This is a genomic window from Bacillota bacterium, assembly GCA_040754315.1.
GTDB lineage: Bacteria > Bacillota > Sulfobacillia > DUSP01 > JBFMCS01 > JBFMCS01.
Map to the genome: position 1 here is coordinate 1 of JBFMCS010000024.1, position 26,578 is coordinate 26,578.

The following is a 26,578-nucleotide window of genomic DNA, read 5'->3' on the forward strand; positions in this document are numbered from 1 at the left end:
GAACGGGTGATACGGATATTTCCCAACGAAGACTCCGCCCTTAGACTCCTTGGAGCCGTGCTCATGGAAATTGATGAGAGTTGGTCTACAGGCCATCGGTACTTCGACATGACGGAGTACCTGGAGGGGAAGAAGTCCTTGGGTACCACCGGGAAGAATGCCAGCGTCACACAGGCAGCTTAACCTTTCACGTCTACCAGGGCGAATTTACACCACAATCCGGACTTGACCCCATTAACCACCGAAGCTTCCGTATTAATGTCCATCTTCTTGTTGGGTTTCTGATGAATAAACTACATGACCTGTTGACAAAATCTCTCTGAGAAACCCACTTTTATCTTCGTCTTCCTCAATCAACACGGGTTCAATACGGAAATCAACTGCACGGCGAAGCTTAAACAATCTGGCCTGTGCATCCAAATAGTCACCATCCAATTTCTCGACAACTACAGCTATGTCAATATCCGAATCCGGATCCGCGGTTTCTTTGGCATACGATCCATACAAGACAACCTGTTTTACCAACATATGTTTAGTGACCAGTTCAGAGTATCTTTTGGCTAAACCGATAACTGACCCTTTATCCATTGTGCCAACTCCTTTGTCTCAGCAATTAAGGACTCGCACCGTTTTTCCGAAAGCGACCTCAAAATCCTATCTTTGTGCGTGGGATACCGGGCCTCAATGTTAAGCGGGTCAAGGACATCAAGAAAATCCCTCTGTTCTGCACTAAGCCTCTCATAGACCCTGCTCAAGTTCGCCAAACGGGACAGGTTATGAGTATACGGAGGCATGTTATCAAGAACATGGACATAACATGCCTTAAGATACTTCTCAATGGCTTGATGGCACATAAAGCCTACATACAAAAATCTCTTCGTTATTAGCATTGCTTCTGCTGTTTCCAAATCATATTCGGCAATATCAATCCAGTAAGACACAACATCCCTATCGAATCCATTCATCTGGCGATACCTCCGAAGTGGATGGACGTCACCGCTGGCCACTGATTGCCATTATGCCTTCTTGTGCCATAGTATCATAGAACGCTTGTTCGTGCAAGTGGAGGCAAGACTCCAAGATTATTACCGGGTGTTCCCTGGGTCAAGCACAAGACTGGAAATACTGGGGGTACATAGATTGGGTGATGATGACCCTGTTGAGGCGGTTGGAGGGAATGGGGTTGGTACCTGGTGTGCCCTGCCAGTCACTGGGCTCCAAGGGTGAGCCCTCAGCGGTCGGCTCCGGGCTCTTCTTTCTTTATACTCAATGTGGTCTTGGTTCCCTGGCCCACCGTGCTCTTGATCTTCATGGCGAAGCGGTCGCCGAAGAACAGCTTCAGCCTGTCATGGGTGGTTCTTCATACCGTAGGGCTCCGACCGGATGCTTCCCTTGTGGGAGTTCACGTAGCGGGTGGTCTTTTGGAGGGTGTTCTCCGGTATCCCCACACCGTCCTACCCGGAAACCCCCGGTTTTGCACCAGGCTGGAATTGGCCTCAGCAGAAGAAGGAAACCGGCTACCAGTGAAGCCGGCTCCTTCATCGTCGGGTCCCGGTTCCTCGTGCCTCTCAAGACCTCACTGGGGCCTTGGCAGGAGCCGGGCCTTCTCCACTATCTCCGGGACCTTCTCCTCCCACATGACCGCCATGATGTGGACGCCCCTGACACCGGGGATCTCCCTGACCTCCTGGATCATCTCGGCCACCATGGCAATACCCTCGTCAGGCTGCTTCTCCTTGGGCACTCCCTTCATCCGGGCAAGCAGGTGGTCGGGTATGGCCATTCCCGGCACATCCTTCATGTACTTCAGCCCGCCATAGGACTTGCAGGGTACGAAGCCCGCGGTGATGTTAACCTTCTCGTGAAGGCCCATGTCGCACACCATCTCCATCCACCTCTTGAACCTGGGGATATCGAAGATGGCCTGGGTCTGCACGAAGTCCGCGCCGGCGGTGACCTTCTTGGCCAGCCGCATGGCCCGGAATTCAAAGGGATCCCCGAAGGGGTTCTCGGCGCAGCCTATGTACATGCGGGGCTCGACCTTCATCTCCTCACCGCAGAGGAACCTCTTCTCATCCCGCATGTTCTTGACGCAGTTGATGAGCTGGACCGAATCCAGGTCGTATACGTTCTTCCCTGTCTGGTGGTTACCGAAGGACTGGTGGTCGCCGCTAAGACAGAGAAGGTTTCTGATGCCCAGGCTGTAGGCACCCAGGATATCACTCTGCATGGCGATGCGGTTCCTGTCCCGGCATGTCATCTGGATGATGGGCTCGCCGCCGGTATTCATCACGTGCACGGCAGCGGCAATGCTGGACAGCCGCACGATGGCCGTCTGGTTATCCGTGAGATTTATCCCGTCGACGTAGTCCTTGAGGATCTCCGTGTTCTTGATGATCCCCTTGGATGACGCGCTCTTGGGCGGGCCCACCTCCGCTGTCACCACGAAGTTTCCCTCATTGAACAGCCGTTCAAGTCTGCTCTCCGTCTTCATACCCTCGAATCCTCCCTCACAACCCGGCGGGGGCCTCCGTCCCTGGCCTTGGACCAGTCCTTGGGGGGTATGACCGTGTTGAGCAATTCAAGCCGGCCCAGGCCCTTCAGCCTGTCATATATCAGTTGCCAAGCGCAGTCGGTCTCCTTGGACACCTCGCACTTGCCATCCTGGGACCCGCCACAGGGACCGTTCAAGAGGCTTTTGGAACAGCGGATGATGGGGCAGACCCCGCCAGTGAGGTGGAGTATGCACTCCCCGCAGAACCCGCACCTCTCGTCCCACTGACCCTCCAGCGTGGCTCCTCCCCCAAATTTGGTGTTCAGGGCAGGCACCACCCACTTGTCCCGGAAGCGTTCCGCCAGGAACTGCACTCCGACGCCGCAGGCCATGGACATGATGCAGTCTGCCTTCCCGGCCAGGGCGGCCATGTCCTCAAGGAACTCAGGATCACACTGGCGGTTCAGCGTGGTGGTGAGGATCTCCTTGGCTTGGCCGTTCTTCCCGAAGTGAAGGCGCAGGGCACTAGCCAGCACCGCCACCTCCTTCTCCCCCCCCGCTTGGCACACGGTGACGCACTCTGAGCACCCGGCGATGAGCAGGCAACGGGCGTCTTTCACCATCTCGATTATCTCGGACAGTGGCTTACGCTCGCCGACTATCATAAAACCCCACCTTCCTCCGTATCCTCAATATTCCTGCGGCATCTGGGAGAGCTGCTCCAGGGTGAACACTGGGCCGTCCCGGCACACGTAATTCTTTCCGATGTTGCAGCGCCCGCACTTTCCGATGCCGCACTTCATCCTCATCTCCAGGGTTGTTACGATCTGGCGGGGCTCAAAGCCCAGCTTCTCCAGGTTCTGGAGGACGAACTTGATCATGATGGGCGGCCCACAGGTCACCGTGACACAGTCATCCGGCTTGGGGGCGACCTCCATGAGCACCGCCGGGACGAACCCGACCTTGCCTGTCCACCTCTCGTCTCCCCTGTCCACCGTGACATGGAGGTCCACATCGGGCCGCTTGCCCCAGTTCTCCAGCTCCCACTTGAAGACCAGGTCCCCAGGACTACGCGCACCGTAGATGATGGTGACGTCGTTGAACCGGGAGCGGTTCTCCTGGTCCAGGGCATAGGTGATGAGGGACCGTACCGGCGCAAGGCCAATGCCACCCCCGATGATCACCAGGTTCTTCCCCTCCATATCCTCAACGGGGAAGTTGTTCCCGTAGGGGCCGCGGACTCCAATGATGTCGCCCACCCTGGTCTGGTGGAGGGCGGTGGTGACCACCCCCGCCTTCTTCACGCTGAACTCAAGGTAGCCCTTCTGGGTCGGGGACGAGGTTATGGAAATGGGGGCCTCTCCAACCCCGAACAGGGAGACCTCGGCGAACTGGCCCGGGCGGTACTTGAAGGTCTCCCAGGCGCTTTCATCCTGGAAGGCCACCCGGAAGGTCTTCACATCGTTGGTGTCGGTCTCCTGGATTATCTCGTTAATCACAGCCCTGCTGGGCATGTACGGGTTGTTCACCGTGGGATCCCCCCTATCTCCCTGACGACCTCTCTGATATCCAGGTTGACGGGGCAGTTCACAACGCAGCGGCCGCAACCCACGCAGGCAGTCACCCCATACTTGTGCACGAAGTAGTTAAGCTTGTGCATGAAGCGCTGTCGCATCCTCTCCATGCCAGTGGGCCTGGGGTTATGCCCCGAGGTGTGGAGGGTAAACAGGGCGAACTGGCAGGAATCCCAGTTCCGGTAGCGGGTGTATCCAGGGCCCCTCTCCTCATCCGTCACATCGAAGCAGTGGCATGTGGGACACACGTAGGTACAGACCCCGCAACCCAGGCACTTCTCGTACATGTACTTCCAGTACTCGTGTTCAAAGAAGCCGTCCAGATTCTCCTTTATGCCATCGATCTCGAAGGCCTTCTCCACCAGGCCCCTGGCAGCCTCGGCACGCCTGGCCGCCTCTTTGATGTCATCCTCCCCGGCGTCCTCCAGACTAGCCCCCTCCATGAGGGCCTCTCCCTTGCCGGTAAGGGTCTCCACCAGGTAGGCGTCACCGATATCAGTCAGAATGACATCGGCGCCCTCTTTCCCGTGGGGGTCTCCCCCGATGGATGTGCAGAAGCAGGCTGGCCCCGGCGCGTCACACCCCACCACAACGGTAGTGCTGTTTTCGCGCCTTGTCTTGTATGCCGGGTCATGGAGGTCAGGGTCCTCCATGAATACTGGGTCTATCATGGCGGTGCCCCGGACATCGCACGGCCTGGCGCCGAACACCACGACATGGCCCTCGGGTAGTTCCTCGCAAAACACGACCTCCCCGTCCCTCTTGTCGTAGCGGAAGAGCTTGTCGGTCCGGCAGAAGAACACTCCCTTCAAAGACCGCCTGGCGTTCACTGGAGGGAGCCCAAACCCTTGACCTTTCCAGGGCACGAAGTCCTCGTAGTCCGGCCCGGGACCTGGGACCACCACTCGGCGGGAGGCGGCCCACCCATTGAGCAGTTCCTCTACCCTACCCTTTTTGAGTAGTCTGGCACCCACAGGCAACAGCTCCCATCACATGATGAAGTCTCCGGGGTCGTTGGGCCGGAATGTTGACAGCATTGGCTTGTCGTCAACCCTCAGGCCAGCCACATGGCCGTAGAGCTCCCGGGCGTCCTTTTCCAGTTTCCTGTTGAGGAGGCGCAGGTTGACCCCGGCCGGGCAGGCCTTCTCACAGGCTCCGCAGTCCACGCACCTACCGGCCAGGTGCATTGCCCTCATGATATGGAACACCATGGCATCGGTGAGGTCATCCGTGCCTCCCACCCAGGTGGGTTTGGACCTGTCCACAAAGCACACCTTGCAGTAGCATCCTGGGCAGGCCTGGCGACAGGCGTAGCAGCGGATGCACTTCGAGGCCTCCTGGGCGAAGAGGTCCCAGCGGTCATCAACCTCCTGGGCCTCCACGGCCGCGACATCCCCGAAGTCGCCCTTGGGGTTTGGGCTCTCGACCCTGCCCAGGTCCACATCGATGATGGGGGATGACTTCTGGACACAGGTCTTACAGGAGGGCTCCAGGACCTCCTGGATGGGAACCCTCTCTTTCCACCCCCGCCCCTGGATCACAACGTGGCCGTCCTCCAGGTGGCCCTCATAGATGGTCCTCAACCCCGCGACCTTCTCCAAGGCCCTCCGGGAGAGCACCCCGTCACAGGGCACACCTATAACCTTCAGGGCGGACCTGGATACCTGGTTCTCCGTGATGTACTCCACCACCCAGCGCCCGTCACACCCCTTGGCAACGATCCCCACCCGGGAACCCCTCAGCCGGGGGATGTAGACCGACACCGTATTCTCGCAGGTCTCATCCCATATCATCCTCTCGACGTCCTCGGGCCTCCGGGCAAATAGGGGCGCTGACCTCAAAGGAAGCGTGCCCCTCTGGTAACCCAGGATGACGTCGACCTCCTTGCTCTCCAAGAGACGCCTGCACTCGTCGCGTAGTCTCTCTTGTACAGCAGTCATGGCGCTTGCCTCGCTTTCACCAGCTTCTGGCTGGGTCCCAGTGACCGCACCTTCTCCGTGACGGCCTTGATTACCTGGGCGAACTTCTGGCCCTCGGCCGCGGACACCCAGGAGAACTGGACGCGGCCTGGCTCGATGCCCAGGTGGCCGAGGAGACCGTCCAGGAGCTGGAACTTCCTCCTGGCCAGGAGATTGCCCGACAGGTAGTGGCAGTCGCCGGGATGGCACCCTGACACCAGCACACCGTCGGCCCCGTGCTGGAGAGCCTTCACAATGTAGAAGGGGTTGACGGCGCCAGAGCACGGCACCCTTATTACCCGGACGTTGGGTGGGTACTGGAAACGGGATATACCAGCCAGGTCAGCCCCGGCGTAGCTGCACCAGTGGCACAGGAATGCCACGATCTTGGGCTCCCACTTCTCCTCCATCTTCACGGCGCTCATCGGAATGCAGCCACCTCCGCCATGATCTCTTCGTCAGTGAATCCCTTGAGGGCTATGGCTCCGGACCGGCAGGTGGCGGCGCAGGCACCGCAGCCCTTGCACACGGCGCTCTCGACCCTGGCCACGTTCTTCTCCGGGTCCACCTTGATGGCGGAGAACTGGCAGAGCTCCTCGCACGCCTTGCATCCCACGCACTTGGACTCGTCCACCACGGATACGGTGCCGTGGGCCTCGATGTGGTCCTTGGCCAGCACTGTAGCGGCCCTGCCAACAGCGGCCAGCGCCTGGGCCATGCTCTCCCTGACCATCTTAGGGGCGTGCGCCAGGCCTGCCAGGAACACACCGTCCGTGGCGAAGTCCACTGGCCTGAGCTTCACGTGAGCCTCCAGGAAGAAGGCATCCTCATTCACGGGCACCTTCAGCATCTGAGCCACCTGGCGGCTGTCGGGATAGGGTTCCACGGCGGCGCTGAGCACCACCATGTCCGCCTCGATCCTGATGTCCCGGCCCAGGATGAAGTCGGCGAGATCCACGGAGAGGGTGCCGTTCTCCCCGGTTACCTTGGGCTTCTTGGCTAGGTCGTAGCGGAGGAAGGTGACCCCTGCCGCTCGCGCCTGGGAGTAGTAGTCCTCGTAGAGACCGTAGGTCCTCATATCCCTGTAGAGGATGATCACCTCGGTCTCGGGGTCCATCCCTTTGAGGGCCAGGGCGTTCTTCACCGCCTGGGTGCAGCAGAGCCGGCTGCAGTAGGGGCGCTGCGGCTCCCGGGAACCCACGCACTGGATCATCACGATCCTCTTGGCCTTGGCCTCGCCCGAACGCATCCGGATCTCCAGTTCCTGCTGGGTGATGACCCTGGGGTCAATACCGTAAAGGTACTCGGTGGGCTTGTGCTCACGGCCTCCCGTGGCCACAACCACAACGCCATGCTCGTACTGGACCTCCCTGCCCCCCACGGCGATGGTGGTCTTGAAGTTGCCCACGAAGCCGTCAATGGACCTTATCTCCGCCCCGGTGTAGACGTCCACGAAGGGGCTTGCCTTCACCCGGCGCAACAGGTCCTGGAGCACCTTCTGGAGATCCTCCCCGTCAATGCTGCGGTCGAGGTGGCGAAGGTTTCCTCCCAGTTCCGGCTGGCGCTCCACCAGGCACACGGGGAACCCCTGGTCAGCCATGCCCAGGGCTGCTGTCATGCCGGATACACCGCCGCCGATGACCAGGGCCTTCTTGGTAAGGCCCACCATCTGCGGGTAGAGGGGCTCCAGGAGCCTCGCCTTGGCCACGGCCATGCGGACAAGGTCCTTGGCCTTCTCCGTGGCATCCCTGGGCTCGGACATGTGTACCCAGGAGCACTGGTCCCGGATGTTGGCCATCTCAAAGAGGTGCGAGTTCAGTCCCGCCTCCTTCACGGTCTGCTGGAAGAGGGGCTCGTGGGTCCGGGGCGAGCAGGACGCCACCACAACCCGGTTGAGGTCATGCTCCTGCACCAGGTCCTTCATGCGGTCCTGGGTATCCTGGGAGCACGTATACATGTTGGCGTCAGCGAACACCACGTCCGGGAGGCTCTTTGCGTACTCCAAAACCTCCGGGACCTTCACCACGCCCCCTATGTTGATGCCGCAATTGCAGATGAACACTCCCACCCGGGGGGCCTGGTTGGCCACGTTCTTCTCCGCCGGGTACTCCTTCTCTTTCACCATGCTCCATCTTTGGGGAAAGAGCACCTGGCCCACCGCCGCCGCGGCCGCAGAGGCCTCCATGACGGTCTCTGGGATGTCCTTGGGGCTGGCGAAGGCACCTGCCGCAAACACCCCTGGCATGGAGGTCTTCACCGAGTTGAGCCCCGAAGAGCGGCGGTAGCCGTAGTCGTCAAGGTGGATGCCAACCTTGCGGGCGAGCCTGGCCACATCGGAATTAGGCTTCATGCCCACGGAGAGCACCACCATATCGAATTCGGCGGTTCTTGACTCTCCGGTCTCCTCCACGTACTTGACCAGGAGGTTCCCGCTATCCGGGTCCTCCTTGACCTCGCGCACCTTGGCCCTGACGAACCTCACCTTGTGCTCGTCCTGGGCCCTGCTATAGTACTTCTCGAAGTCCTTGCCGTAGGCCCTCATGTCCATGAAGAATATGGACACGTCCAGGTTGCCCGCAACGTGCTCCTTGGCTATGACGGCCTCCTTGATGGCATACATGCAGCACACCGAGGAGCAGTAGCCCGAGGCCTTGTGCTCATCCCGGGAACCCACGCACTGCAGGAAGGCTATGTTCTTGGGCTGCTTGTGATCGGAGGGTCTCACAACGTGCCCCTCGAAGGGGCCCGAGGCCGAGAGGATCCTCTCGAACTCCACGCTGGTGACCACGTTCTTGCACTTGCCGTAACCGTATTCGTTCAAGTGTGCCGGGTCATAGGCCTCAAAGCCCGGGGCCAGCACGATGGCGCCAACCTCCAGCTCCAGGACCTCCTCGACCATCTCGTGGTCCACGGCCTTGGCCTTGCACACCCTGACGCACTCCATGCACTCCGAGCAAACGCCGCAATCCAGGCATCGCTTGGCCTCGGCAACGGCCTGTTCCTCCGTGAAGCCCAGCTCCACCTCCTGGAAGCCCGAGAGGCGTTCCTCCAGGGGGAGGCCGGACATGACAGCCCTGGGTACAGGCCTAGCGTCCTTGGGTACCGAGACCACCTTGGCCTCGGGCCTGGAGAAGTCCCGTCCCTCCCTGGTATCCATCTCGTTTATGAACCGGTGTATGGATTCGGCCGCCCTCTTGCCCACGGCCACTGCCTCCACCACCGTGGCGGGGCCGGATACGGCGTCGCCTCCGGCGAACACACCGGGAACGGCGGTCTCGGCGGTATCGCTGTCAGCCTCCAGGGTGCCCCAGCGGCTTACCTTCAGGGCGGGATCCTCGCTGGCGAACTCCAGCTGGGGGGCCTGGCCGATGGCGGCCACTACCATATCCGCCTCTATTTCGAACTCGGACCCTGGAATGGCCTCCGGGCGCCGGCGCCCCGAGGCGTCAGGCTTGCCCAGCCTCATCCTCTGGCACACCAGGCCCTTGACGGCCCCATCCCCCATGACGGAAACCGGCGCGGTCAGGAACTGGATGTCGATGCCTTCGTGAAGAGCCTCCTCCACCTCGTGGGGGGCCGCAGGCATCTCCCCCCGGGCCCGGCGGTAGACGATAGTGACCTTCTCGGAGCCCAGCCTCAAGGCGCTCCTGGCAACGTCGATGGCAACGTTGCCGCCACCGACCACCAGCACCCTCCGGCCAACCCTCACCGGGCGGCCGAGGTTCAAGTCCCTGAGGAACTCCACACCAGATACCATGCCTTCCTTATCCTCACCGGGGATACCCATCTTCTGGTCACCGTGGGCCCCCACCGCCAGGAAGATGCAGGAGTAGCCCTCCTCCCTGAGGCTTGCCAGGGTGAACTCACGGCCCAGGCGCTTTTCGCACTGGATCTTCACGCCTAGCCTCTCGATGGCCTCGATCTCCCGCTTCAGGATATCCCTGGGCAGGCGGTAGGCGGGAATGCCGTAGCGCAGCATGCCGCCGGGTTCGGGCAGGGCCTCGAACACCGTCACCTGGTAGCCCTTGAGGGCTAGGTCGTAGGCGCAGGTAAGCCCCGCAGGGCCCGCGCCAACGATGGCCACCCTCTCATCCCGGGCCTCCCCGGGCTCGGGGTCACAGAAAAGTCCCTTGTCGTACTCGTAGTCCGCGATGAAGCGTTTCAGGGAGCAAATGGCGATTGGCTCGTCCACCAACCCCCTGTTGCAGTTGGACTCGCAGGGATGGTGGCACACCCTGCCGCAAATGGCGGGCAGGGGGTTAGACATCTTCTCAAGTCTCAGGGCCTCCTCGAACTTGCCCTCGGCGATGAGGGCAACGTAGCCCTGGGCGTGCACCCCGGCAGGGCAGGTCACCTGGCAAAGGGGCCTTGCCGCCTTGTCTATTGTGAAGGCGTTGGGGTAGGCCTGCGGGAAGGGCCTGAAGACGGCCCTACGCTTGTTCAGCCCGCCCTCATATTCATTGTCCAGCACTACCGGACAGGCCTTCTCGCAGTCCTGGCAGCCCGTGCACTTGGAGACATCGATATAGCGGGGGTTCTTCTTCACGGTTACCCGGAAGTTCCCCTCGTCCCCCTGGATGTCCACCAGATCGCTGCATGTCATGGTCTCGATGTTCAGGTGCCGCCCGCACTCCACCAGCTTGGGTGACAGGATGCACATGGCACAATCGTTGGTGGGGAAGGTCTTGTCCAGCCGGGCCATGGTGCCGCCTATGGAGGGGGACTTTTCCACCAGGTACACGTAGTAACCGGCCTCAGCCAGGTCCAGGGAGGCCTGCATGCCGGCTATGCCTCCCCCCAGCACCAGGGCGGCTCCTACCTTCTTCGGGTTCTTGGCGGGTTCGGTCAAGGCCTATTCCCCCCCGGAAGCCAAGTTCTTCACGGCCCTAGCCAGCTGGGCCGGGTCCAGCGGTGCCTCTTCCGTCTTGCCAGCTAGGAGGAACCGTACCATGTCCCTGCGCATCTCCTGTACCAGCCGGCCCGTTTCCTCAACGCGCCCGGGGAAGGAGGGAGCGACGTAGCCCTCCTCCACGGCCATGTCCCTAAGGACCCCCATGACGTTGGCGAACTTCACGTTCTGCGGGCAGTGATAGGTACAGTCAAAGCACGTGATACAGTACCATATCTCGTCCGAGGACAGCACCTCGTCCCTGAGGCCCAGGAGGACCTGCCGGATGATGCGCCGCGGGTTGAAGGCCTCCTCAACCTCGGCCACCGGGCAGCCCGCGGTACACACGCCACAGGCGAAACACGACTTGATGTTCTCCCCGCCCGGGCGGCCAGCCACCTCGTACTTGAACTTGGGATCCAGGGTGCGGGCTTCTTCTGTCTTGGCCATCTAGATCACCCCTCTCTCGGCTCCGGGTCTCGGCACGGGGCCGAGTTCGCGGACCTTTTCAACCATGGCACCCACCAGGGCAAGGAACCTCTCGGGGGATGCCGGCGACAAGTGCTTCATCTCCAGGCGTTCCGGCTCGATGCCGATGTCCGCCAGGAGCTTCTTGGTATATTCGACCCGCTGGCGGGCGCGAAGGTTGCCCGTCACGAAGTTGCAGCTGTCCTCGAAACACCCTAGTACCAGCACCCCGTCGGCCCCCTCCTCGAAGGCCTTGAGGATGTGGATGGTGTCCACCCGGCCTGTGCAGGGAACCGCCAGGAGGGTCACACCCTGGTGGTACCTGCCGCCCAGCGTGGTGGCCTGGTCCGCAGAGACGCAGGCCGAATGCTCACAGCAGAATGCCGCCACGCGGGGGGTGCACTCGCTCATAGTTTCCATCCCCCCATCACCTTGAGTTCTGCGTAGAACTCCTCATCGGAGTAGCCGGAGTAGGAAATGGCCTTGGCCGGGCACATGGTTGCGCAGACCCCGCAGCCCCTGCATGCTGCCACATCCACCACAGCGGCCCGCTTCTGGGCGCCCTCGAAGGGCGGGATGGCGATGGCCAGGTGCGGGCAGGCCCGCACGCACGTGAGACACCGGGCACACTTCACCGGGTCCACCTCGGCCTTGCGGAGGTCATCAGGGTGAGACGGCGCCTCCAGGGCCTTCAGGAACCGGGATACCTCCATGGCTATGGCCCGGGCCTCCACAGCGGAGTCATGGCCGTCGAGGTCCCCCCTGGCACCCCCAAGGGTCCACACGCCCCGGCGGTTGGTGAAGATGGGGAACAGCCTCACGTTCTCTTGCTGGAAGAAGCGACCCTTCCAGGTACCTATTCCAAGGAGGCCCGAAAGGTCAAGATCCCTGGCGGAGAGTCTCTCGTCCAGGACCAGCACATCCAGGGGAACCCTCACGGGTTCTTCCGCGAAGGAACCCCCCAGTGAGGGCATCCTCGCGGTTACGCTGGGGCTTAGCCCATCAAGGCTGGCCCGGGCGGGCTCGCCCTCCTCCTTGGCGAAGAACACGCCGGATGCCCTAGATTCCCTGTAAAGGGTCTCAAGCCCCGGGCCAGCTACCTTCGCATCCCTGGCGAAAACGTATGTCTCGCACGCGTAGTCTGACTGCAAGGCGCCAGCCATGGCCACGGCCCTAGAGGTTTGGGATACTGAGTCCCGGGCGGACACATCCACCAAGAACCCTACCCTGAGCCCCCTGAGCCTGCACACGGCGGTGAAATCATCACCCTTGAGCATCGCTTCCAGGCCTGAGAGGCTCCACACCGTGGGACCCAGCTCAAGGCCATGGTCCTCCTCGCTGAACCGGGATTCCTTGCCCGTGGCAATCACCAGGGCCCCCGCTGTGACCTCGTTCACATCCTTGCCTAGCTCCACCTCCAGGGCAAAGCGGCCGGGACCTCCGGAGAGGCTCCTCACGCGGCCCTGGACAGGAACGGCCTCATATCCCAGGGAGGCCACCTCGGATGCCACCAGGTCAGCGTCGGGACCTGTACCCAGGATGGCCACGGACCTTGAGCCCTGGACGGGCTCGGGCTTCTTCCACTCCCTCTCCTGGACCCTGGCCACCGCCGCCGCCAGCAGCATGGCTGCCTTGTCCTGTGCATTGTCATGGGCCCAGGAGCACTGCTCCCTCAGGTTCACAAAGAGGGCTGTTCCTGGGTTCCAGCCAGCCTCAGCCAGGGCCTCCCCCATGGTGGTGGCCGATGCCCAGGGAGAGCACGCGGCAACCACCACCCGCTCCACACCCTCTCTGCCCAGGAGCGTGGCGGCCTCGGAGAACTCCTCAGGGTCACACATCTCGCTGACCCGGCGGGCAGGCACGCCCTGGGGCAACGACGCCTCCAGGGCGTCCAGGTCAATGTTGCGGAGGCTACCACCGCAGTCGCATAACAGCAGGCCCGTCTTGTATTTCGTCATGTGACCTCAACTCCCAGGAGCGAAATGACAGCCTTGGCCGCCCCCCGGGCATGGGCCTGGGTACCGGGGATGGCCATGGGCCCAGTGCAGGCGCCCGCCAGGAACACACCGGGCCGCCTGGTGGACCACGGTGACCCACCCTGGCCAAAGAAGCCGTGGGCATCCTTGTTGAGCCCCAGCCGCTGGGCTAGGAACTCCGTGTCGCCTCCAGGCCAGACACCGACCGATAGCACCACCGCGTCGAACTCCTCCCATACCACGTGGGCCGCCCGGACATCCTCGTAGCCCACCTTCACCTTTCCTCCCTCGGCCTTGACCTCTCCGGGCATCCCCTGGATGAGACGAAGGTTCCTGGAGGCCTCCTGGTACAGGTCGCCAGCCCCCTTGGCCGCGGTCTGGAGGTCCATGTAGAGCACGGATACCTCGCACTGGGGCATCCCGTTCTTCAAGTGAAGCGCCATTCGCAGGCCGTACCTGCAGCACACCTCAGAGCAGTAGTTGCTCCCCAGCTGGACGTTCCTGGAGCCCACGCACTGGATGAAGGCCACGTGGCCGGGCTGGGAGCCGTCCGGCATGAGCAGCGTGGAATGAGCCCTCAGGGTCTCCTCCATCTCCAGGCCCGTGTATACCTGGGGGAATCGCCCGTATCCGAGGTTCGGGAGCACCGACGGGTCAAAGGCCTCGAAACCCGTGGCCACTATCACAGCGCTGGCCTCTATCTGGTACTCCCGGGCCTGGGCGCCGGGGTTGATTGCCCCGAAGGGACACACCTTCGCCATCTCCTCAAGGGAGTGGCCCTGGCAGTGTTCCAGGGTATAGGTGGAGGGTACCCCCCCGCCAGGGAGGGGCTTCACACAGTCACAACCCCTCTCTAGGCACCACTGGGCGCACAGGCCGCACCCGGTACAGAGCGCGGGGTCTATGTAGAGGGGTGCCTGGCGCACCCTGGCCAGGAAGGCACCGGGCTCCCCCTCCAGGGATACCACCTCGGCCCGGACGTGAAAGCCTAGGCCTGGGGTTCTCCTGAGTTCCTCAATCTTGTCGCTGGCCAGGCATACTCCGCACTTCTGGCACTTGTCCGTGGCCTTGCAGCCGTATTTCACCGTCTTGCCGCCAAGGTAGGCAGACTTCTCCACGATCTCCACGGGCACGCCCATCCTGCCCAGCTCAACAGCCGCGGTGATACCTGCCAGCCCACCTCCGATGACCAAAACCCTTGTGTTAGCCAAATCACCGCCCCCTTAGGTTCCCTTGGGTCTTACCCTCGCCTCTGGCGGAAGACCTTCAGGTAGGAGTCGGCGTAGATCTCCTGGTTCAGGAGGATCCTGCCGGTGGCTATGGCATCCATGAGGGCTCCGTCCTCGACATTGAGTATTGCGGCGTCGAGCCCCATGGCCATGGCCATCACCATGAAGGTCCGGTCCACCAAGGGCCGGTCCACGGCCTTCTGTGACACATTGCTCAAGCCCACCACGGTCTTAGGCGGGGGGCTGGAAAGGCTCTTGACGTTTGCGATGGTCGTAAGGACCTCAGGCACGTGGTCCTGGGCCACGTTCACAGGGAGTATGAGCGGGTCGATGAAAAGGTCCTCCAGGGGGAAACCGAACTCGTCGGCCGCCGCCACCAGTTCCATGGCCAGGGCCGTCCTGTTGTCGGCGTCCTTGGGTATGCCCTTTTTGTCCATGGTGAGGCCGATGACCTTGGCCCCGTATTTCTTGGCCATGGGGAACACCCGCTCGACCTTGGGCCTCTCTGCCGGGCAGGAGTTGACCAGGGCAGACTTCTTGCAGACCTGGAGCCCTGCCTCGATAGCATCGTAGTCAGTGCTATCCAAACACAGGGGGAGGTCAGAGACCTCCTGCACAACGCTGACCAGCCACTTCATGGCCTCCACCCGGTCTTCGGCTGTGGGTCCCACATTGACGTCCAGGTAGGTGGCACCCGCCTCGGTCTGAACTATGGCCAGTCTCTTGATGGTCCCGGCGTCCTTGGTCCTGACGGCCTTCCCCACATCCCGAAACATCCCGTTGATGCGTTCACCTATGAGAATCACATCGATCCCTCCCGGGAATTGATGGCCTTCTTAGAAGGCATTAGAGACCATGAGCTCCTCTACCTGGCGCCGCACCATCTCCACGCTCCTGGGATGCCTCAGCACCAGGACGTGGATGCCCGACTGGAGCAGGGCCGAAGCTGTCACGCCCTCGAAGAGAATCCCACGGCCCTCCAGGTCCCCCCAACCGGGGAACTGGTCCTGGGGCGCATTGGCCTCCTTGGACCTCCAGGCCTCGTATCCCACTATGCCGATGGTGGGCATGGCAAGCATGGAGTCACCACTCAGGGCTCCCAGGCGCATCCTCTCGAGGATGCTGTAGACGTACTCGATACCGTAACCCAGGGCCGCCGCGGTGGGGTCAATGACAATGCGATCCAGGGGCACGCTCATCTCCGAGATGAGGATGTTCAGCTGCTTGCAGATGTTGATGTCGATGGGTGACTGGGCTATGATGCAGTGCTTGTTGGCCATGCAGGCAGCCGACAGGGTCTTGTAGTTCTCCTGCGTGGCCACGCCCAGGAGGAGGTTCTCTCCAGCCCCCGCCTCTGCCACCGTGGGCATCACCAGGTTATCCTTCTCGGCATCCCCGCACCCCACAACGATGAGGGGAACATCCACAGCCTCCAGCACCTTCTTCACGGTCTTCCCGCACTGGTCGGGCCCGGTATTCTCCAGGTCCGGGTGGGCCGATTGCAGCCTCAGGTAGACGAGGTCGGCTCCCAGCTCGCTGACACACTTCTGGGCCCAGGCCGCCGGGTCGCCTAAGACGTCCCTAAAGGGCTTCTTCACCACTTCATTCCAGTCTTCGGGGTCCCTGTCCACCACCTCCAGGGCGATGACAGGCCTTGAGGGCTGCTCTCCTTCAAAGTGAAGGAAGGGCATTGTTGTCTCTCCGCCCACGGTGACAGTGTTGCCACGGGTGCCCCCCTGTTCCCGGGTGGCTCCCAGCACCACCTTACCTACCTGGCTGGTGTACCTTTCGACGATCTTCTCCACAGCCACGGATTATCCCCCTTCGCTAGTGACTCATGCTCCTACACTCTGTAAGATCTCACACACCGCCTGGAGTGCCGGGGAATCGCCGGGCAGGTCCACCAGGGGCTCTCCCTCCAGGTCCCGGCGGGCCACCTCCCCGTCCAGGGGAACCGTTCCCGCCAGATCAAGTCCGGTCTTCTGTATCTCCGGGGCCAGCGCCTCAAGGTCCCCCTGCCTCACCTTGGTGACGACCAGGAGCACCCTGCCTATGTTCAACTTCAGGGACTTGCAGAGCCCCTTTACCCTGCCTGCCGATCTGATACCCCTCACGGTGGGGTCTGACGTCACGAAGAGCACGTCCACGTCCCGGGCAAGCCTCCTTGAGAGGTGCTCCAGGCCGGCCTCGTTGTCCATGATCATGTAGGGGTAGTTCTCGCTAAGTCTCTCCACGTGACGCTTGAGGATCTCGTTGGGGAAGCAGTAGCAGCCGGGCCCCTCGGGTCCCCCCATCACCAGGAGGTCCACGTGACGCCCCTCAGCCAGGGACTCGTTCAGCCTGAGCTCGATGTAGGCGTCCTTGGTCATGCCCACGGGCACATCCTTGGCGGCCTTCGTCTCCGAGAGGATCTCCGAGATGGTCAGGTCAACCTCGAGGCCCAGCGCCTCGTTGAGGTTGGCGTTAGCGTCAGCGTCCACGGCGAGGATGGGCACCTTGCCCTGGTCCTCCAGGCACCGCACAGCCAGGGCCGCGAAGGTGGTCTTGCCGGTGCCTCCCTTACCCGCCACTGACAGGTGGATCCCCAAGGTTCTCCCCCTTTTTCTACCTGCTCTCCGAGCCTAATCCCGTGACTGACGGGAAGAGGCCCATGTCCGTGTGGGGTATGAACATAGCCGAGACATACTCTTCCATGAAGGTGGTTCCCACGCTCAACTCTAGATAGGTCATCTTCTGTGCCAACCCCAGGGCTTCGTCCCTGGCCTCCTGGCTCATGAGGGCGAGCCTCGCCCCCTTGATGGAGGTGTTGCCCACGAAGGTATAAAGTCCAGGGTCCACGTCGGGCAAAAGCCCGATCTCTACGGAATCCCGGATGTTCAGGTAGTTGCCGAACCCCCCGGCAATGTATATGCGGGAGATGGCCTCCAGGGGTAGGTCCACGGCCCTCAGGAGGGAGCGGATCCCAGCGTAAACCGCACCCTTTGCCCTGAGGAGGTTCTTCACATCGTTCTCGGTGATCACGATGTCCTGGCCTGTCTCCCCATATAGGCCCGGGACCACCAGGTACTCGGGACCGTCCTCCCCCATCAGGAGCCGGGGGTGCTCCCCATCCATGAGGAAACTCCCGGATCGATCGATAATCCCGGCGCGCCTCATCTCGGCCAGGGCATCCACCAGCCCCGAGCCGCAGATCCCCTTGGGCTCCGAGCCACCTACCGTTGTGATGTGGCAGTCCAGCGTACCTGGCTCGATCTCCAACCGCTCTATGGCGCCGGGGCTGGCCCTCATGCCCGAGGTTATGCCGCTCCCCTCGAAGCAGGGTCCAGCCGAACAGGCGCAGGAGACCAGCCAGTCACAATTCCCCAGCACCATCTCCCCGTTGGTTCCGATGTCAATGAAGAGTGAAACCTCCTCGCTGTGAGCCATGCCTGTGGCCAGGACACCTGAGACGATGTCCCCGCCCAGGTAGCTGGCCACGGACGGGAAGGCCCATACCGGAGCCTCCGGGTGAACCTGGAGTCCCAGCTCCCCCGCGGGGACCGGCGGGAAGCCGGTGGCCGCCGGGATGTAGGGCTCAAGCCTGATGTACCGGGGAGACACCCCCATGAAGAGGTGGGTCATTGTGGTGTTCCCGGCGACACATGCCGCCTGGATCTCCCCGGGCTCGATGCCCCTCTGGCTTAAAGCCTTGCGAACGAGCCCATTTATCGTTTCCACGCACGCCTCCTGGAGCTCCCGGAGCCCCCCGGGGTTTTCTGAGGCGTGGATAATGCGGCTTATCACATCGTCCCCAAACAAGGCCTGGCGGTTGTAGGTGCCACGGCTGTCCAGGATCGCGCCTGTAGCCAGGTCCACGAGGTAGGTGACAATGGTGGTCGTACCTATGTCCACCGCTAGGCCAACCCCGGGCCCGGTGCTCTCACACCCGGGCTTCAGCCCGAAGGCCTCCAGTGACCTGGATGCCCGGGAAAGGCTCAGGGTGACCCTCCACTCGGCCTGCCTTAGTGTCTCTGGCATCCCCTCGAGGAAACGCCGTGGCGCCAGGATCTCCCCTTGGATGCCCGCCTTCCTGATGTGAGTCCTGAGTCTCACCAGGTCAGCCGCGCAGTCACTTAGGGTGGGAGGGTCCATCCTCAGGGCCACCCGGAAGGCCAGGGGGCTTGACGGGTAACGCTCGGGGCTCTCCAGGGACTCCTCTGCCAGGACCTCCCTCCGGCTCATCTTGTCCAGGAGCACCCTGTGGTCCGCCAGGCGGGAGGTCTCGGGAACCTCCACCACCGTGTCACCCTGTACCAGCGATGAGCAGGCCTGCACATAGCCGGCCTCCTTGAGCCGGGGAGGAAGGTGCCCCTGTTCCGCCGCGACAAGACCCTCCTTGACCAGGACGGCGCAGCGCCCGCAGGTGCCCTCCCCGCCGCAGTTGCTCCTGATAGGTATTCCGGCCAGGGTGGCCGCGCGCAAAAGGTCTGTTCCCGCATCCACCTGTACGCTGGCATCCTCCGGCATGAACCGGACCGTGAACCGTTTCACATCATCACTTCCGTATCTATTGCTTCCTTGACCTCACCCAGGCAGGGATGCCCGAGGCCTCCCTGGGCCCCACGAGCACCTTCCATCCCGAGAGCTCCTGGAGCTTGCCTGAGAGCACCGCCACGTGCCCGGGAATGACCGCCTCACGGTGGTTCACCATTTCCTCAAGCCCGCTGGCCTTGATGGCTTCAGCTATGGATTCGCCGCTGAACTTGCCAGCTGCCCACGCCGTCAGCACTGAGGTGCCGTCGGTGTCCACCGCCAGGATGTAGCCGGGAACCTTTGATGCGTCCACCTCTCCCTCCACCGCGAAGTAGGAGAGGGAGAAGTTGGTTGTGACGTACACCGGGCTCTCCGGTGTGACGTTCCCTACCGTCCACACCTTGGCCTCTACCTGGATGGGTTTCTGCGGGTCGGTGTAGACGTTGAGTCTCCAGGTGATGAGTGGGAGCAATTCGTGTAGCTCGCATGCATCCATCACGACGATGCTGGCGAACTTGGCCACATACATGGAGGCCTCCACAACCTGGAGGTCGGTTTCCTGGGCCTTGGTAAAGGCGATGGTGGGATAGCCAAAGGGCCTGAACTTCTTCTTCACAGAAAGCCTGCGGATCTGGGTCAGGGCAGCCAGCGCCGGGGAGAGCTCTCTGTCGCCGGGGTCCAGCACCAGTTCCTTGTAGTCCAAGGCGGCAACCTTTGCTGAGAGGTTGGCCACATCATCAAGGCCACTGCCCAGGACGGCCAGGGGGCAGCCGTACTTCTTGGCTACCTCTGTCACAGCCTCGAAGTTATCCACGGTAGCCGCGTACAGCAAGGGCTTGCGCTCCGCCACCAGGCCCACTATCTCCTCCATGAGGGCCTGATTTCCCGCAAATGGCCTCACATCAACGATGAGGTTCCACTGGGTCTTGTCCCTGGCCGCCTTCAAGGTGGCCTTGAAGGCCTCCGCATCACCGGACTCGGCCATGACGGCTACTCCGTCAACCCGGAAGGTCTGGCCCACCCTGTCGTATACCAGGGCGTTCACCTTCCTGATCTTGGCCTCGAGGTCCTCCGGGGCCATCATATCGGTCACCCGGATGAAGATGCCTGTGGGACTGACAAAGGTCTTGTCATGCCTGTAGATGACGGTCTCGTCCCCCATCTTCAGCGCTGTTTCGCCCGTACCCATCACAACGGTCTTGATGGGAGGAGCCGCTGCTGAAGAGAGGTTCTCCCGGGCTTCCTCGGTCACGTAGGGACAGGCGTCCAGGGACGCCTTTCCAGCAGCCAGCTGCATGGCGAAAGCCAGGCACGTAGGGGGCCCGCACTCGCCGCAGTTCTTCTTTGGGAGCTGCTTATAGATATCCAGTCCCGTCAGGGCCATGCTAGTTGATCCTCCTTTTCTTATTGCTCACCCCGGGGCAACGCATCGCCCCAAGGAAGAAAGGCCAAGATTTGACGACCATAAAGGGGAAAACTGCAAACCTAATACTCATTCGACGACTGTAGCAGGAATCCTCCGGGCAGCGGCCCTAGCGGGGAGAGTGGCACTTGCGTGAACTTTCAGTACCGCTAGAAGCGTGAGGCCGGGTGATCCCTCACCCGGCCTTCAGTGTTATTCATCTTGGACTAGAGCCCGGTTCTCCCCCACGAGTCCCTCTCCAATCCCTGTCTCCCCGCGGCCAATATAGCATTCCGGGCCTGGGGCGTCAAAAAAGGGGGAATGCCCTCTAGGACGGCGTGTCCTCCCCCGGGGTGGGCGCCTCAGGCTGCCTAGAACGCGTCATCCGGGGAAGCACCCAGGTGATGCCCAGGAATACCAGGGCTATGACGATGCTGGCCACCTGGGCAAGGCTCATTCCCGCCAGGTATAACCCGGAGTCCCGCCAGACCTCCGCCACGAACCTCACCAGCGCGTATCCTATGACGTAGTGAAGGAACACCTGCCCGTCATACGAGGGCCTGCGCAGTCTCCATATGAGGTACCCGAAGAGCCCGAAGTCAAGGAGCATCTCGTAGATCTGGGCCGGGTGTCGAAGGCCCGGCGCATACCTGGTCAGGGTGGCCCAGGGCACACCGGAGAGCACACCGTAGCAGCACCCGTTCAGAAAACACCCCACCCGGGCGATGCCCGTGCCCAGGGCAACCGCTGGGGCTACAACGTCTGCGTGGGGCCAGAAGGCCACCCTCAGCCTTAATGAGACCAGGTACCCTGCGAACAACCCCCCGAGGACCCCCCCGTGGAGGGAGAGGCCACCGTCAGGGAGGTTCAGGATGGACACGGGGTTCTCCAGGTATGGGCCGGGATTGAGAAGCACATAAAGGAGCCGCGACCCGGCAATGGCGGCCATCACGATGTAGACGGCCGCCTGCAGGATAGCATCAGCGCTAAGGCCTTTCCTCCTCGCCAGGGTCATGGACACCAGGGTGCCACATATGAAGGCCAGGGCCAGGAATGTACCGTAGGCGTAGATCTTCAAAGGCCCCAGTTGCACTAGGACTGGGTGCACAGGCCATGCCTCCTGCGTCAGACGTACTTGTCCAGGCGCCTCTTCAACTCGGCCTTGGGCAGGAAGCCCACCAGCCTGTCCACGGCCTCCCCGCCCTTGAACACCATCATGGTGGGGATGCTCATAACCCCATATTGTCCCGCCAGCGCCTGGTTCTCATCCACGTTAACCTTGGCGATGGTCATCTTGCCCGAGTACTCCTGGGCCAGCTCGTCAAGGATCGGGGCTACCTGCCGGCACGGGCCGCACCAGGGTGCCCAGAAGTCCACGAGGACGGGGCCCGGGGCCTCAGTGACCTCCTTCTTGAAACTCGCCTCGGTTACATGGGTAACCTCGGACATGCTCACTACCTCCTTCTTATACCCCTGGGGGTATCCAAGGCCATTATACCCTTCCCTCCAGAGGGGGTCAACAGGAGAACTTCATGAACAGTTCAATGGCCCTCTCGGCGGAGTCTCCCTCACCGGCGTCCTGGCGGATGCAGTCCAGGAGGTTTACGCTGATGATGCGGATACCCGTGTTGTTCACTGCCTCCCTTATGGCTGCCAGCTGCAGGATGACCTCCTCGCACTCCCTGCCCTCTTCTACCATCTTTATCACGCCCCGGGCCTGTCCCTCGACCCGCCTCATGCGGCGCAGTATGTCCTCCCGCCAGTCACCTTTGTCTTTCACCCGGGAATCCCTCCTTAGGGTAGAACTTCCTGCAGGACACCCGGGGGAAGGCCGGATCGCTCCCAGGCCTCCTGGTAGTTTCCCTTCGCCGGGTCCAGGTGCCCCGAGGCCAGCAGGGCGGCCTCCACCGCATTCGCGCCGAAACGAGCCCCTCCCATGGAGGGCATAGTGGCAAACACCCTCGGGGCGCCTCGCTCCTTAAGTTCCCTGGCGTCGCGCTCTCCCAGGGATGACGCCAGTATAGTAGTTCCCTGGAGGTGCCGCGGCATCCTTCTCCGCATTAGGTGAAACTCACCCGCCACCAACCCAAACCCCTGGGGGCCCAATGGAGTGCTCCCCCAACGCCCCTGTGCGCCACCCAGGGGGTAGAGGAGCCTCAAGGGAACCCTGGCGAGGAGGGGCATGAACAGGGGCGCCAGTGACTCGGCCACGGGCACGGGGGGGATGAGGGGGAGCCCCGAGGAGAAGTAGGGGTCTCCGGCCCAGACCAGGGCGCCAGCCTCCGCCAGAGCCCAGGCAAGCTCAGGCCTGTCCAGGTAAGCGGTGAAGAGCACCCTGAGCCCGTCGAGTCTCATCTCTTGCCCAAGGGCGGCCACGCACCCTGGCTCCACGTGGGCCTTGACGCCCTCCCCGTCTGTGAGGGGCGTCTCCCGGGCGAAACCGGCCAGGTACTGGCCGGCGGGAAACGGGTACCTCCTGGTCCTTGTCCTGTAGTACAGGTTGCAGCCGCCCAGGCCCAGGGCGTCCACTCGCCCGTCCATCTCCCGGAGCATCCTGGCGGCCCTATCCATGTCCCCGTCGCAGCCTCGCCTCTCCAGGTGGACCGTGGCACCCCCCAGATCCACATGGGCCTCCCGGTCCCCCGCCCGGGAACCCAGGGACACGCTGAGGGCGCGTCTCATCTCCTACGCCGCCAGGCAAGGTATAGAAGTACCAGGGCTACCAGGGGAGTGGACCCGCGGCTCAACTGGGCTACCAGGGGCAGCATGGAGGGCTCCGGCAGGGTGGGATGAAGCCCCCAGGTGTAGTCGGCGTAGTCGTTAACCAGGGCCCAGGCGGTGGCTGCCAGGACCGGGCCGGGGGATGGCGCCCATCGAGCGGAGAAAAGGATGGCCTGGAGGGCCATGGCCCCGTGAGAGAGGCTTAGGTGAAACATCTGGAAGTCCAGCACTCCGTTGCGAGCCCAGGCCAGGGCCATGACCAGTACCGTCCATGGGCCGTACTTGAGGTTTGAAAAGTAGGCAAAGGCCTCGAGCAGGGGGATCCTGCGCCCAGCCAGGAGTGACAAGAGGAAGGCCGAAAACAGCAGCACCGATAGGGGTGAGTCCGCCACCAGGGGCCACAGGTAGGCAGGGGTGGCCGCCAGCTGCTGGCGGTACCAGTAGAAGCCATACAGGGCCCCACCCAGGTTGACCAGGGCCAGGGGACCCCACCAGCGGCGGTCCCGGGGTAATGAGGTGAGCCATCCAATGATAACCAGGGGTCATCCCTCCGGGGTAGCAGCCATTCCGCTATGGGCATTCTACTACACGGAGGCCCACGGCGCAATTGGGGCCATGCGGGGCTCTAGGACCTTTCGAAGAAAGCGCTTCGGGCCACGGGAAGGGATCGGGCTGGGCTGGAAGAACTGTTGACCCAGGTATCAAGGAAGGGGGCACATCGTGAATGCGGTGAAGAAGTGCCTCAGGGAGGGAAGGCCTGCGGTGGGCCACTGGGTTAGCCTGGCCTGTCCTGCGGTAACGGAGATCCTGTCGGGATCTGGCATGGACTGGCTGGTGTTTGATACGGAGCACGGCTCCCTGGGTGATGAGACCCTGGAGGACCTCATGAGGGCAATGACGGGAAGCGGGGTAACTCCCCTTGCGAGGGTGGCGGGGAATGACCCCGTGCTCATCAAGAAGGTGCTGGACAGGGGGGCTCAGGGTGTGGTGGTCCCCCTGGTGAACTCCCCGGAGGAGGCTTTGGCCACCGTGGCGGCGTCGCGATACCCGCCGGAGGGCATCAGGGGGGTCGCGGGGACCAGGGCCAACCGTTACGGGGCCCACCTCCCCCAGTACTTCGCTGAGTGGAACGAAGACGTCCTGGTGGCATGCCAGGTCGAGACTACAGCGGCCCTCAGCCAGGTAGAGGCCATCGCGGCGGTGCCAGGTGTGGACATACTGTTCCTGGGACCCTATGACCTCTCGGCCAACCTGGGGATCCTGGGGCAGTTCCAGCACCCGGAGTTCCAGAGGGCAAAGGACCGGGTGCTCAAGGCCGCCCTGGATGCAGGGATCTGCGCAGGTTACTTCGCCAGTAGCGCCCAGGAGGCCATAGCCCGGATAGAGGAGGGCTTCCGCTTCGTGGCCATGGGGACCGATGCTCGCCTTCTTGCCCGGGCTGCAGAGGACCTCTACAGGGGGGTTAGGGCGTTCCTTGACGGGTGGGGCAACAGGCCTTGAACGGCTACTGCCAGATGACTGGAGCGAGGAACATGCTGAGAAGAAGCCATTGTGTCTTAGCCCTGCTGCTCATCGTGACCCTGGTGGCGGGTTGCGGCTTTAATCCCCAGGAAGGGGAGCCCTGCGAGCCGGACCCCCCCGGCAAGGAGCCGGGGAGCCCGCCCCCGGTGTGAGGTATAACCCCTGCCCCGTCGGGGCGGGATGGTGTCGCCGGTATGTTCCACAGGCACCTAGCCTAGTTTCTTGACAGGAGGCCACTCATGCCATTTCACAGCATATTCAATGATGTCCTGGGTCCTGTCATGGTGGGACCCTCCAGCTCCCACACGGCAGGACCTACACGCCTGGGACTCTTGGCCCGCCAGCTCCTGGGCGAGGAGCCGCGGCACTGCCGTGTAGTGTTCGACCCAGATGGTTCCTTCGCAACCATCTACAGGACCCAGGGGACCGACAGGGGTTTTGTTGCTGGCTTCCTGGGCCTTGACCCAGGAGACCCCCAGGCCAGGCACTCGCTGCAGACAGCCCGGCAAGAGGGAATTGAAGTGGAGTTCCTGGTAAGACCCCTGGAGGGCGCGGAACACCCCAACACGGCCCTGGTTGAACTCTCCGGGAAGAGCCGCTCGGTGTCAGTGGTGGGCCTCTCTGTGGGAGGAGGAATGGTGCGGCTGGCCAGGGTTGACGGCTATCCTGTGGATATCGACGGGAGCCTCCACCACATCCTGGTCAAGACGGGTGAAAACGTCCAGTGCCCCCAGGGAGCCAGGCGTTTTCCGGTCCCGGGCAAGGGCGCCATCCTGCAGCATGACTACACCTCACCACCGGCAGGGGACATCGCCCACCTGCAGAAGCTCGGAGAGGTCCTGGGCCCTGTGGCGCCCGTCCTCCCGGTCCCAGGCCCCGGGGTGCCGCCCCTCTTCACAACGCAGGAGGAGGCATCCCTCCTGGACCAGGGCCAGGGTCTCGGTGGCTTGTCCGTGGAGTTCGAGGCAAGGCGGTCCGGGTGGACCCCCGGGAGAGTGCTGGATCACGCCTGGGCGATCCTGCAGGTTATGAGGGATGCCGCCAGCTTCGGGATGCGGGCCGAGGGCTCTCTCGTGCTGACCACCCACGCATCCCCCTCCATCCTGGAGGCAAAGAGGGCCAAGCGCCTCCTGGGAGGACCGGGGGTTGAGGATGCCATAGTCATAGCCCTGGCCGTCTCAGAGGCCAGCAACTCCGGAGGTGTGGTATGTGCGGCCCCAACTGCGGGCTCCTGCGGCACAGTCCCCGGGGCGCTACTGGCCGCCGCGGAGGTTCTGGACGTCACCAGTGATGAACTGGCCAGGGCCCTCATGGCCGCGGGGGGAGCCGGGGTGATAATAGCTATGGAGGCCACGTTCGCCGCAGAGGTGGCGGGATGCCAGGCAGAGACAGGAGCCGCCTCGGCCATGGCGGCGGCAGGACTAGTCGACCTGATGGGAGGCACAGCCCGCCAGGCGCTGGGCGCCGCATCGGTGGCCCTGCAAAACGTGCTCGGCCTGGTGTGTGACCCGGTGGCTGGCCTGGTAGAGGTGCCGTGCTTCGGCAGGAACGCCATGGGGGCGGCCAACGCCTTCGTAGCAGCCAACATGGTACTGGGGGGGTACGATCCCCTGATCCCGCTGGAGGAGACTGCCAGGGCCATGCTGGACGTGGGCACAGCGCTTCACGCTGACCTCAGGTGCACCGCCCGGGGGGGCCTCTCAGTGGTACCCTCGGCCAAGAGGCTTGCGGAGAGGCTGAAGCCATGAACTATAGACCGGCAAGAAGCCTGCGAAGCCTGGCTACGGCCGTCACGGCAAGCCCGAGGTTCTCCTCGGCCAAGGCCATGGCCTCCT

The 26,578-nt window shown here is 62.6% G+C and carries 27 protein-coding genes; 4 read left to right on the forward strand and 23 right to left on the reverse strand.

Annotated features, from left to right (window positions below):
• Positions 1–183 (forward strand): transposase (locus tag AB1576_04865; protein ID MEW6081103.1); only part of this gene is annotated, 183 nt, incomplete at its 5' end.
• Between the two features lie 72 nt (positions 184–255).
• Here the strand turns inward: AB1576_04865 and AB1576_04870 are convergent.
• From AB1576_04870 to AB1576_04980, 23 genes are all read right to left on the reverse strand, one after another.
• A complete protein-coding gene (locus tag AB1576_04870; GenBank protein ID MEW6081104.1) occupies positions 256–588 on the reverse strand; it encodes a nucleotidyltransferase domain-containing protein in 333 nt (110 codons plus the stop codon).
• Entirely contained in the window at positions 561–965 is a 405-nt protein-coding gene (locus tag AB1576_04875) for a HEPN domain-containing protein (protein ID MEW6081105.1), read from the reverse strand. The genes AB1576_04870 and AB1576_04875 overlap by 28 nt, the downstream gene beginning before the upstream one ends.
• Positions 966–1,576: 611 nt before the next feature.
• Positions 1,577–2,494: a methylenetetrahydrofolate reductase gene (locus tag AB1576_04880; GenBank protein ID MEW6081106.1), complete on the reverse strand. Its 918-nt coding sequence runs from the start codon at positions 2,492–2,494 to the stop codon at positions 1,577–1,579.
• The gene (locus tag AB1576_04885; GenBank protein MEW6081107.1) at positions 2,491–3,159 is read right to left on the reverse strand and encodes a methylenetetrahydrofolate reductase C-terminal domain-containing protein; all 669 of its coding nucleotides are present in this window, start codon (positions 3,157–3,159) and stop codon (positions 2,491–2,493) included. The genes AB1576_04880 and AB1576_04885 overlap by 4 nt, the downstream gene beginning before the upstream one ends.
• Positions 3,160–3,183: 24 nt before the next feature.
• The gene (locus tag AB1576_04890; protein ID MEW6081108.1) at positions 3,184–4,023 is read right to left on the reverse strand and encodes an FAD/NAD(P)-binding protein; all 840 of its coding nucleotides are present in this window, start codon (positions 4,021–4,023) and stop codon (positions 3,184–3,186) included.
• Positions 4,020–5,042: a 4Fe-4S dicluster domain-containing protein gene (locus AB1576_04895; protein MEW6081109.1), complete on the reverse strand. Its 1,023-nt coding sequence runs from the start codon at positions 5,040–5,042 to the stop codon at positions 4,020–4,022. The genes AB1576_04890 and AB1576_04895 overlap by 4 nt, the downstream gene beginning before the upstream one ends.
• 15 nt (positions 5,043–5,057) lie before the next feature.
• A complete protein-coding gene (locus AB1576_04900; GenBank protein ID MEW6081110.1) occupies positions 5,058–6,008 on the reverse strand; it encodes a 4Fe-4S ferredoxin in 951 nt (316 codons plus the stop codon).
• Positions 6,005–6,436, reverse strand: a complete 432-nt coding sequence (locus AB1576_04905) for a hydrogenase iron-sulfur subunit (protein ID MEW6081111.1) — start codon at positions 6,434–6,436, stop codon at positions 6,005–6,007. The genes AB1576_04900 and AB1576_04905 overlap by 4 nt, the downstream gene beginning before the upstream one ends.
• An 11-nt stretch (positions 6,437–6,447) precedes the next feature.
• Positions 6,448–10,875 (reverse strand): NAD(P)-binding protein, encoded by a 4,428-nt coding sequence (locus AB1576_04910; GenBank protein MEW6081112.1) that lies wholly within the window; start codon positions 10,873–10,875, stop codon positions 6,448–6,450.
• A gap of 3 nt (positions 10,876–10,878) precedes the next feature.
• Positions 10,879–11,364, reverse strand: coding sequence for a 4Fe-4S dicluster domain-containing protein (locus AB1576_04915; protein ID MEW6081113.1), 486 nt, complete (start codon positions 11,362–11,364; stop codon positions 10,879–10,881).
• On the reverse strand, positions 11,365–11,793 hold the full coding sequence (locus AB1576_04920; protein ID MEW6081114.1) for a hydrogenase iron-sulfur subunit: 429 nt from the start codon (positions 11,791–11,793) through the stop codon (positions 11,365–11,367).
• Positions 11,790–13,340 carry a 4Fe-4S binding protein gene (locus AB1576_04925; protein MEW6081115.1) on the reverse strand — a complete coding sequence of 517 codons (1,551 nt, stop codon included), beginning with the start codon at positions 13,338–13,340 and terminating at the stop codon, positions 11,790–11,792. The genes AB1576_04920 and AB1576_04925 overlap by 4 nt, the downstream gene beginning before the upstream one ends.
• On the reverse strand, positions 13,337–14,569 hold the full coding sequence (locus AB1576_04930; protein MEW6081116.1) for an FAD-dependent oxidoreductase: 1,233 nt from the start codon (positions 14,567–14,569) through the stop codon (positions 13,337–13,339). Before AB1576_04930 ends, AB1576_04925 begins: the two co-directional genes overlap by 4 nt.
• 29 nt (positions 14,570–14,598) lie before the next feature.
• Positions 14,599–15,393 carry a methyltetrahydrofolate cobalamin methyltransferase gene (locus AB1576_04935; GenBank protein MEW6081117.1) on the reverse strand — a complete coding sequence of 265 codons (795 nt, stop codon included), beginning with the start codon at positions 15,391–15,393 and terminating at the stop codon, positions 14,599–14,601.
• Between the two features lie 30 nt (positions 15,394–15,423).
• Positions 15,424–16,398: an acetyl-CoA decarbonylase/synthase complex subunit delta gene (locus AB1576_04940; GenBank protein MEW6081118.1), complete on the reverse strand. Its 975-nt coding sequence runs from the start codon at positions 16,396–16,398 to the stop codon at positions 15,424–15,426.
• Between the two features lie 24 nt (positions 16,399–16,422).
• Positions 16,423–17,175, reverse strand: coding sequence for an AAA family ATPase (locus AB1576_04945; GenBank protein ID MEW6081119.1), 753 nt, complete (start codon positions 17,173–17,175; stop codon positions 16,423–16,425).
• A gap of 16 nt (positions 17,176–17,191) precedes the next feature.
• Entirely contained in the window at positions 17,192–19,117 is a 1,926-nt protein-coding gene (locus AB1576_04950) for an ASKHA domain-containing protein (protein ID MEW6081120.1), read from the reverse strand.
• 16 nt (positions 19,118–19,133) lie between these two features.
• Complete coding sequence (gene acsC, locus AB1576_04955) at positions 19,134–20,483, reverse strand: acetyl-CoA decarbonylase/synthase complex subunit gamma (GenBank protein ID MEW6081121.1); 1,350 nt, start codon at positions 20,481–20,483, stop codon at positions 19,134–19,136.
• A 346-nt stretch (positions 20,484–20,829) separates the two neighbouring features.
• Positions 20,830–21,609 (reverse strand): prolipoprotein diacylglyceryl transferase, encoded by a 780-nt coding sequence (gene lgt / locus AB1576_04960; GenBank protein ID MEW6081122.1) that lies wholly within the window; start codon positions 21,607–21,609, stop codon positions 20,830–20,832.
• A 17-nt stretch (positions 21,610–21,626) separates the two neighbouring features.
• On the reverse strand, positions 21,627–21,950 hold the full coding sequence (gene trxA, locus AB1576_04965) for a thioredoxin (protein ID MEW6081123.1): 324 nt from the start codon (positions 21,948–21,950) through the stop codon (positions 21,627–21,629).
• A 67-nt stretch (positions 21,951–22,017) separates the two neighbouring features.
• Positions 22,018–22,281 (reverse strand): metal-sensitive transcriptional regulator, encoded by a 264-nt coding sequence (locus tag AB1576_04970; protein MEW6081124.1) that lies wholly within the window; start codon positions 22,279–22,281, stop codon positions 22,018–22,020.
• 14 nt (positions 22,282–22,295) lie between these two features.
• Positions 22,296–23,183, reverse strand: coding sequence for a quinate 5-dehydrogenase (locus tag AB1576_04975; protein ID MEW6081125.1), 888 nt, complete (start codon positions 23,181–23,183; stop codon positions 22,296–22,298).
• Positions 23,180–23,761: a DUF1405 domain-containing protein gene (locus AB1576_04980; GenBank protein MEW6081126.1), complete on the reverse strand. Its 582-nt coding sequence runs from the start codon at positions 23,759–23,761 to the stop codon at positions 23,180–23,182. The genes AB1576_04975 and AB1576_04980 overlap by 4 nt, the downstream gene beginning before the upstream one ends.
• 181 nt (positions 23,762–23,942) lie before the next feature.
• Between AB1576_04980 and AB1576_04985 the strand changes: the two genes are divergently transcribed.
• The 3 genes from AB1576_04985 (at position 23,943) to AB1576_04995 (ending at position 26,491) form a co-directional block, all read left to right on the forward strand.
• Complete coding sequence (locus AB1576_04985) at positions 23,943–24,722, forward strand: aldolase/citrate lyase family protein (GenBank protein ID MEW6081127.1); 780 nt, start codon at positions 23,943–23,945, stop codon at positions 24,720–24,722.
• On the forward strand, positions 24,719–24,895 hold the full coding sequence (locus AB1576_04990) for a hypothetical protein (protein MEW6081128.1): 177 nt from the start codon (positions 24,719–24,721) through the stop codon (positions 24,893–24,895). Before AB1576_04985 ends, AB1576_04990 begins: the two co-directional genes overlap by 4 nt.
• A gap of 87 nt (positions 24,896–24,982) precedes the next feature.
• Complete coding sequence (locus AB1576_04995) at positions 24,983–26,491, forward strand: L-serine ammonia-lyase, iron-sulfur-dependent, subunit alpha (GenBank protein ID MEW6081129.1); 1,509 nt, start codon at positions 24,983–24,985, stop codon at positions 26,489–26,491.
• Positions 26,492–26,578: the final 87 nt, after the last annotated feature.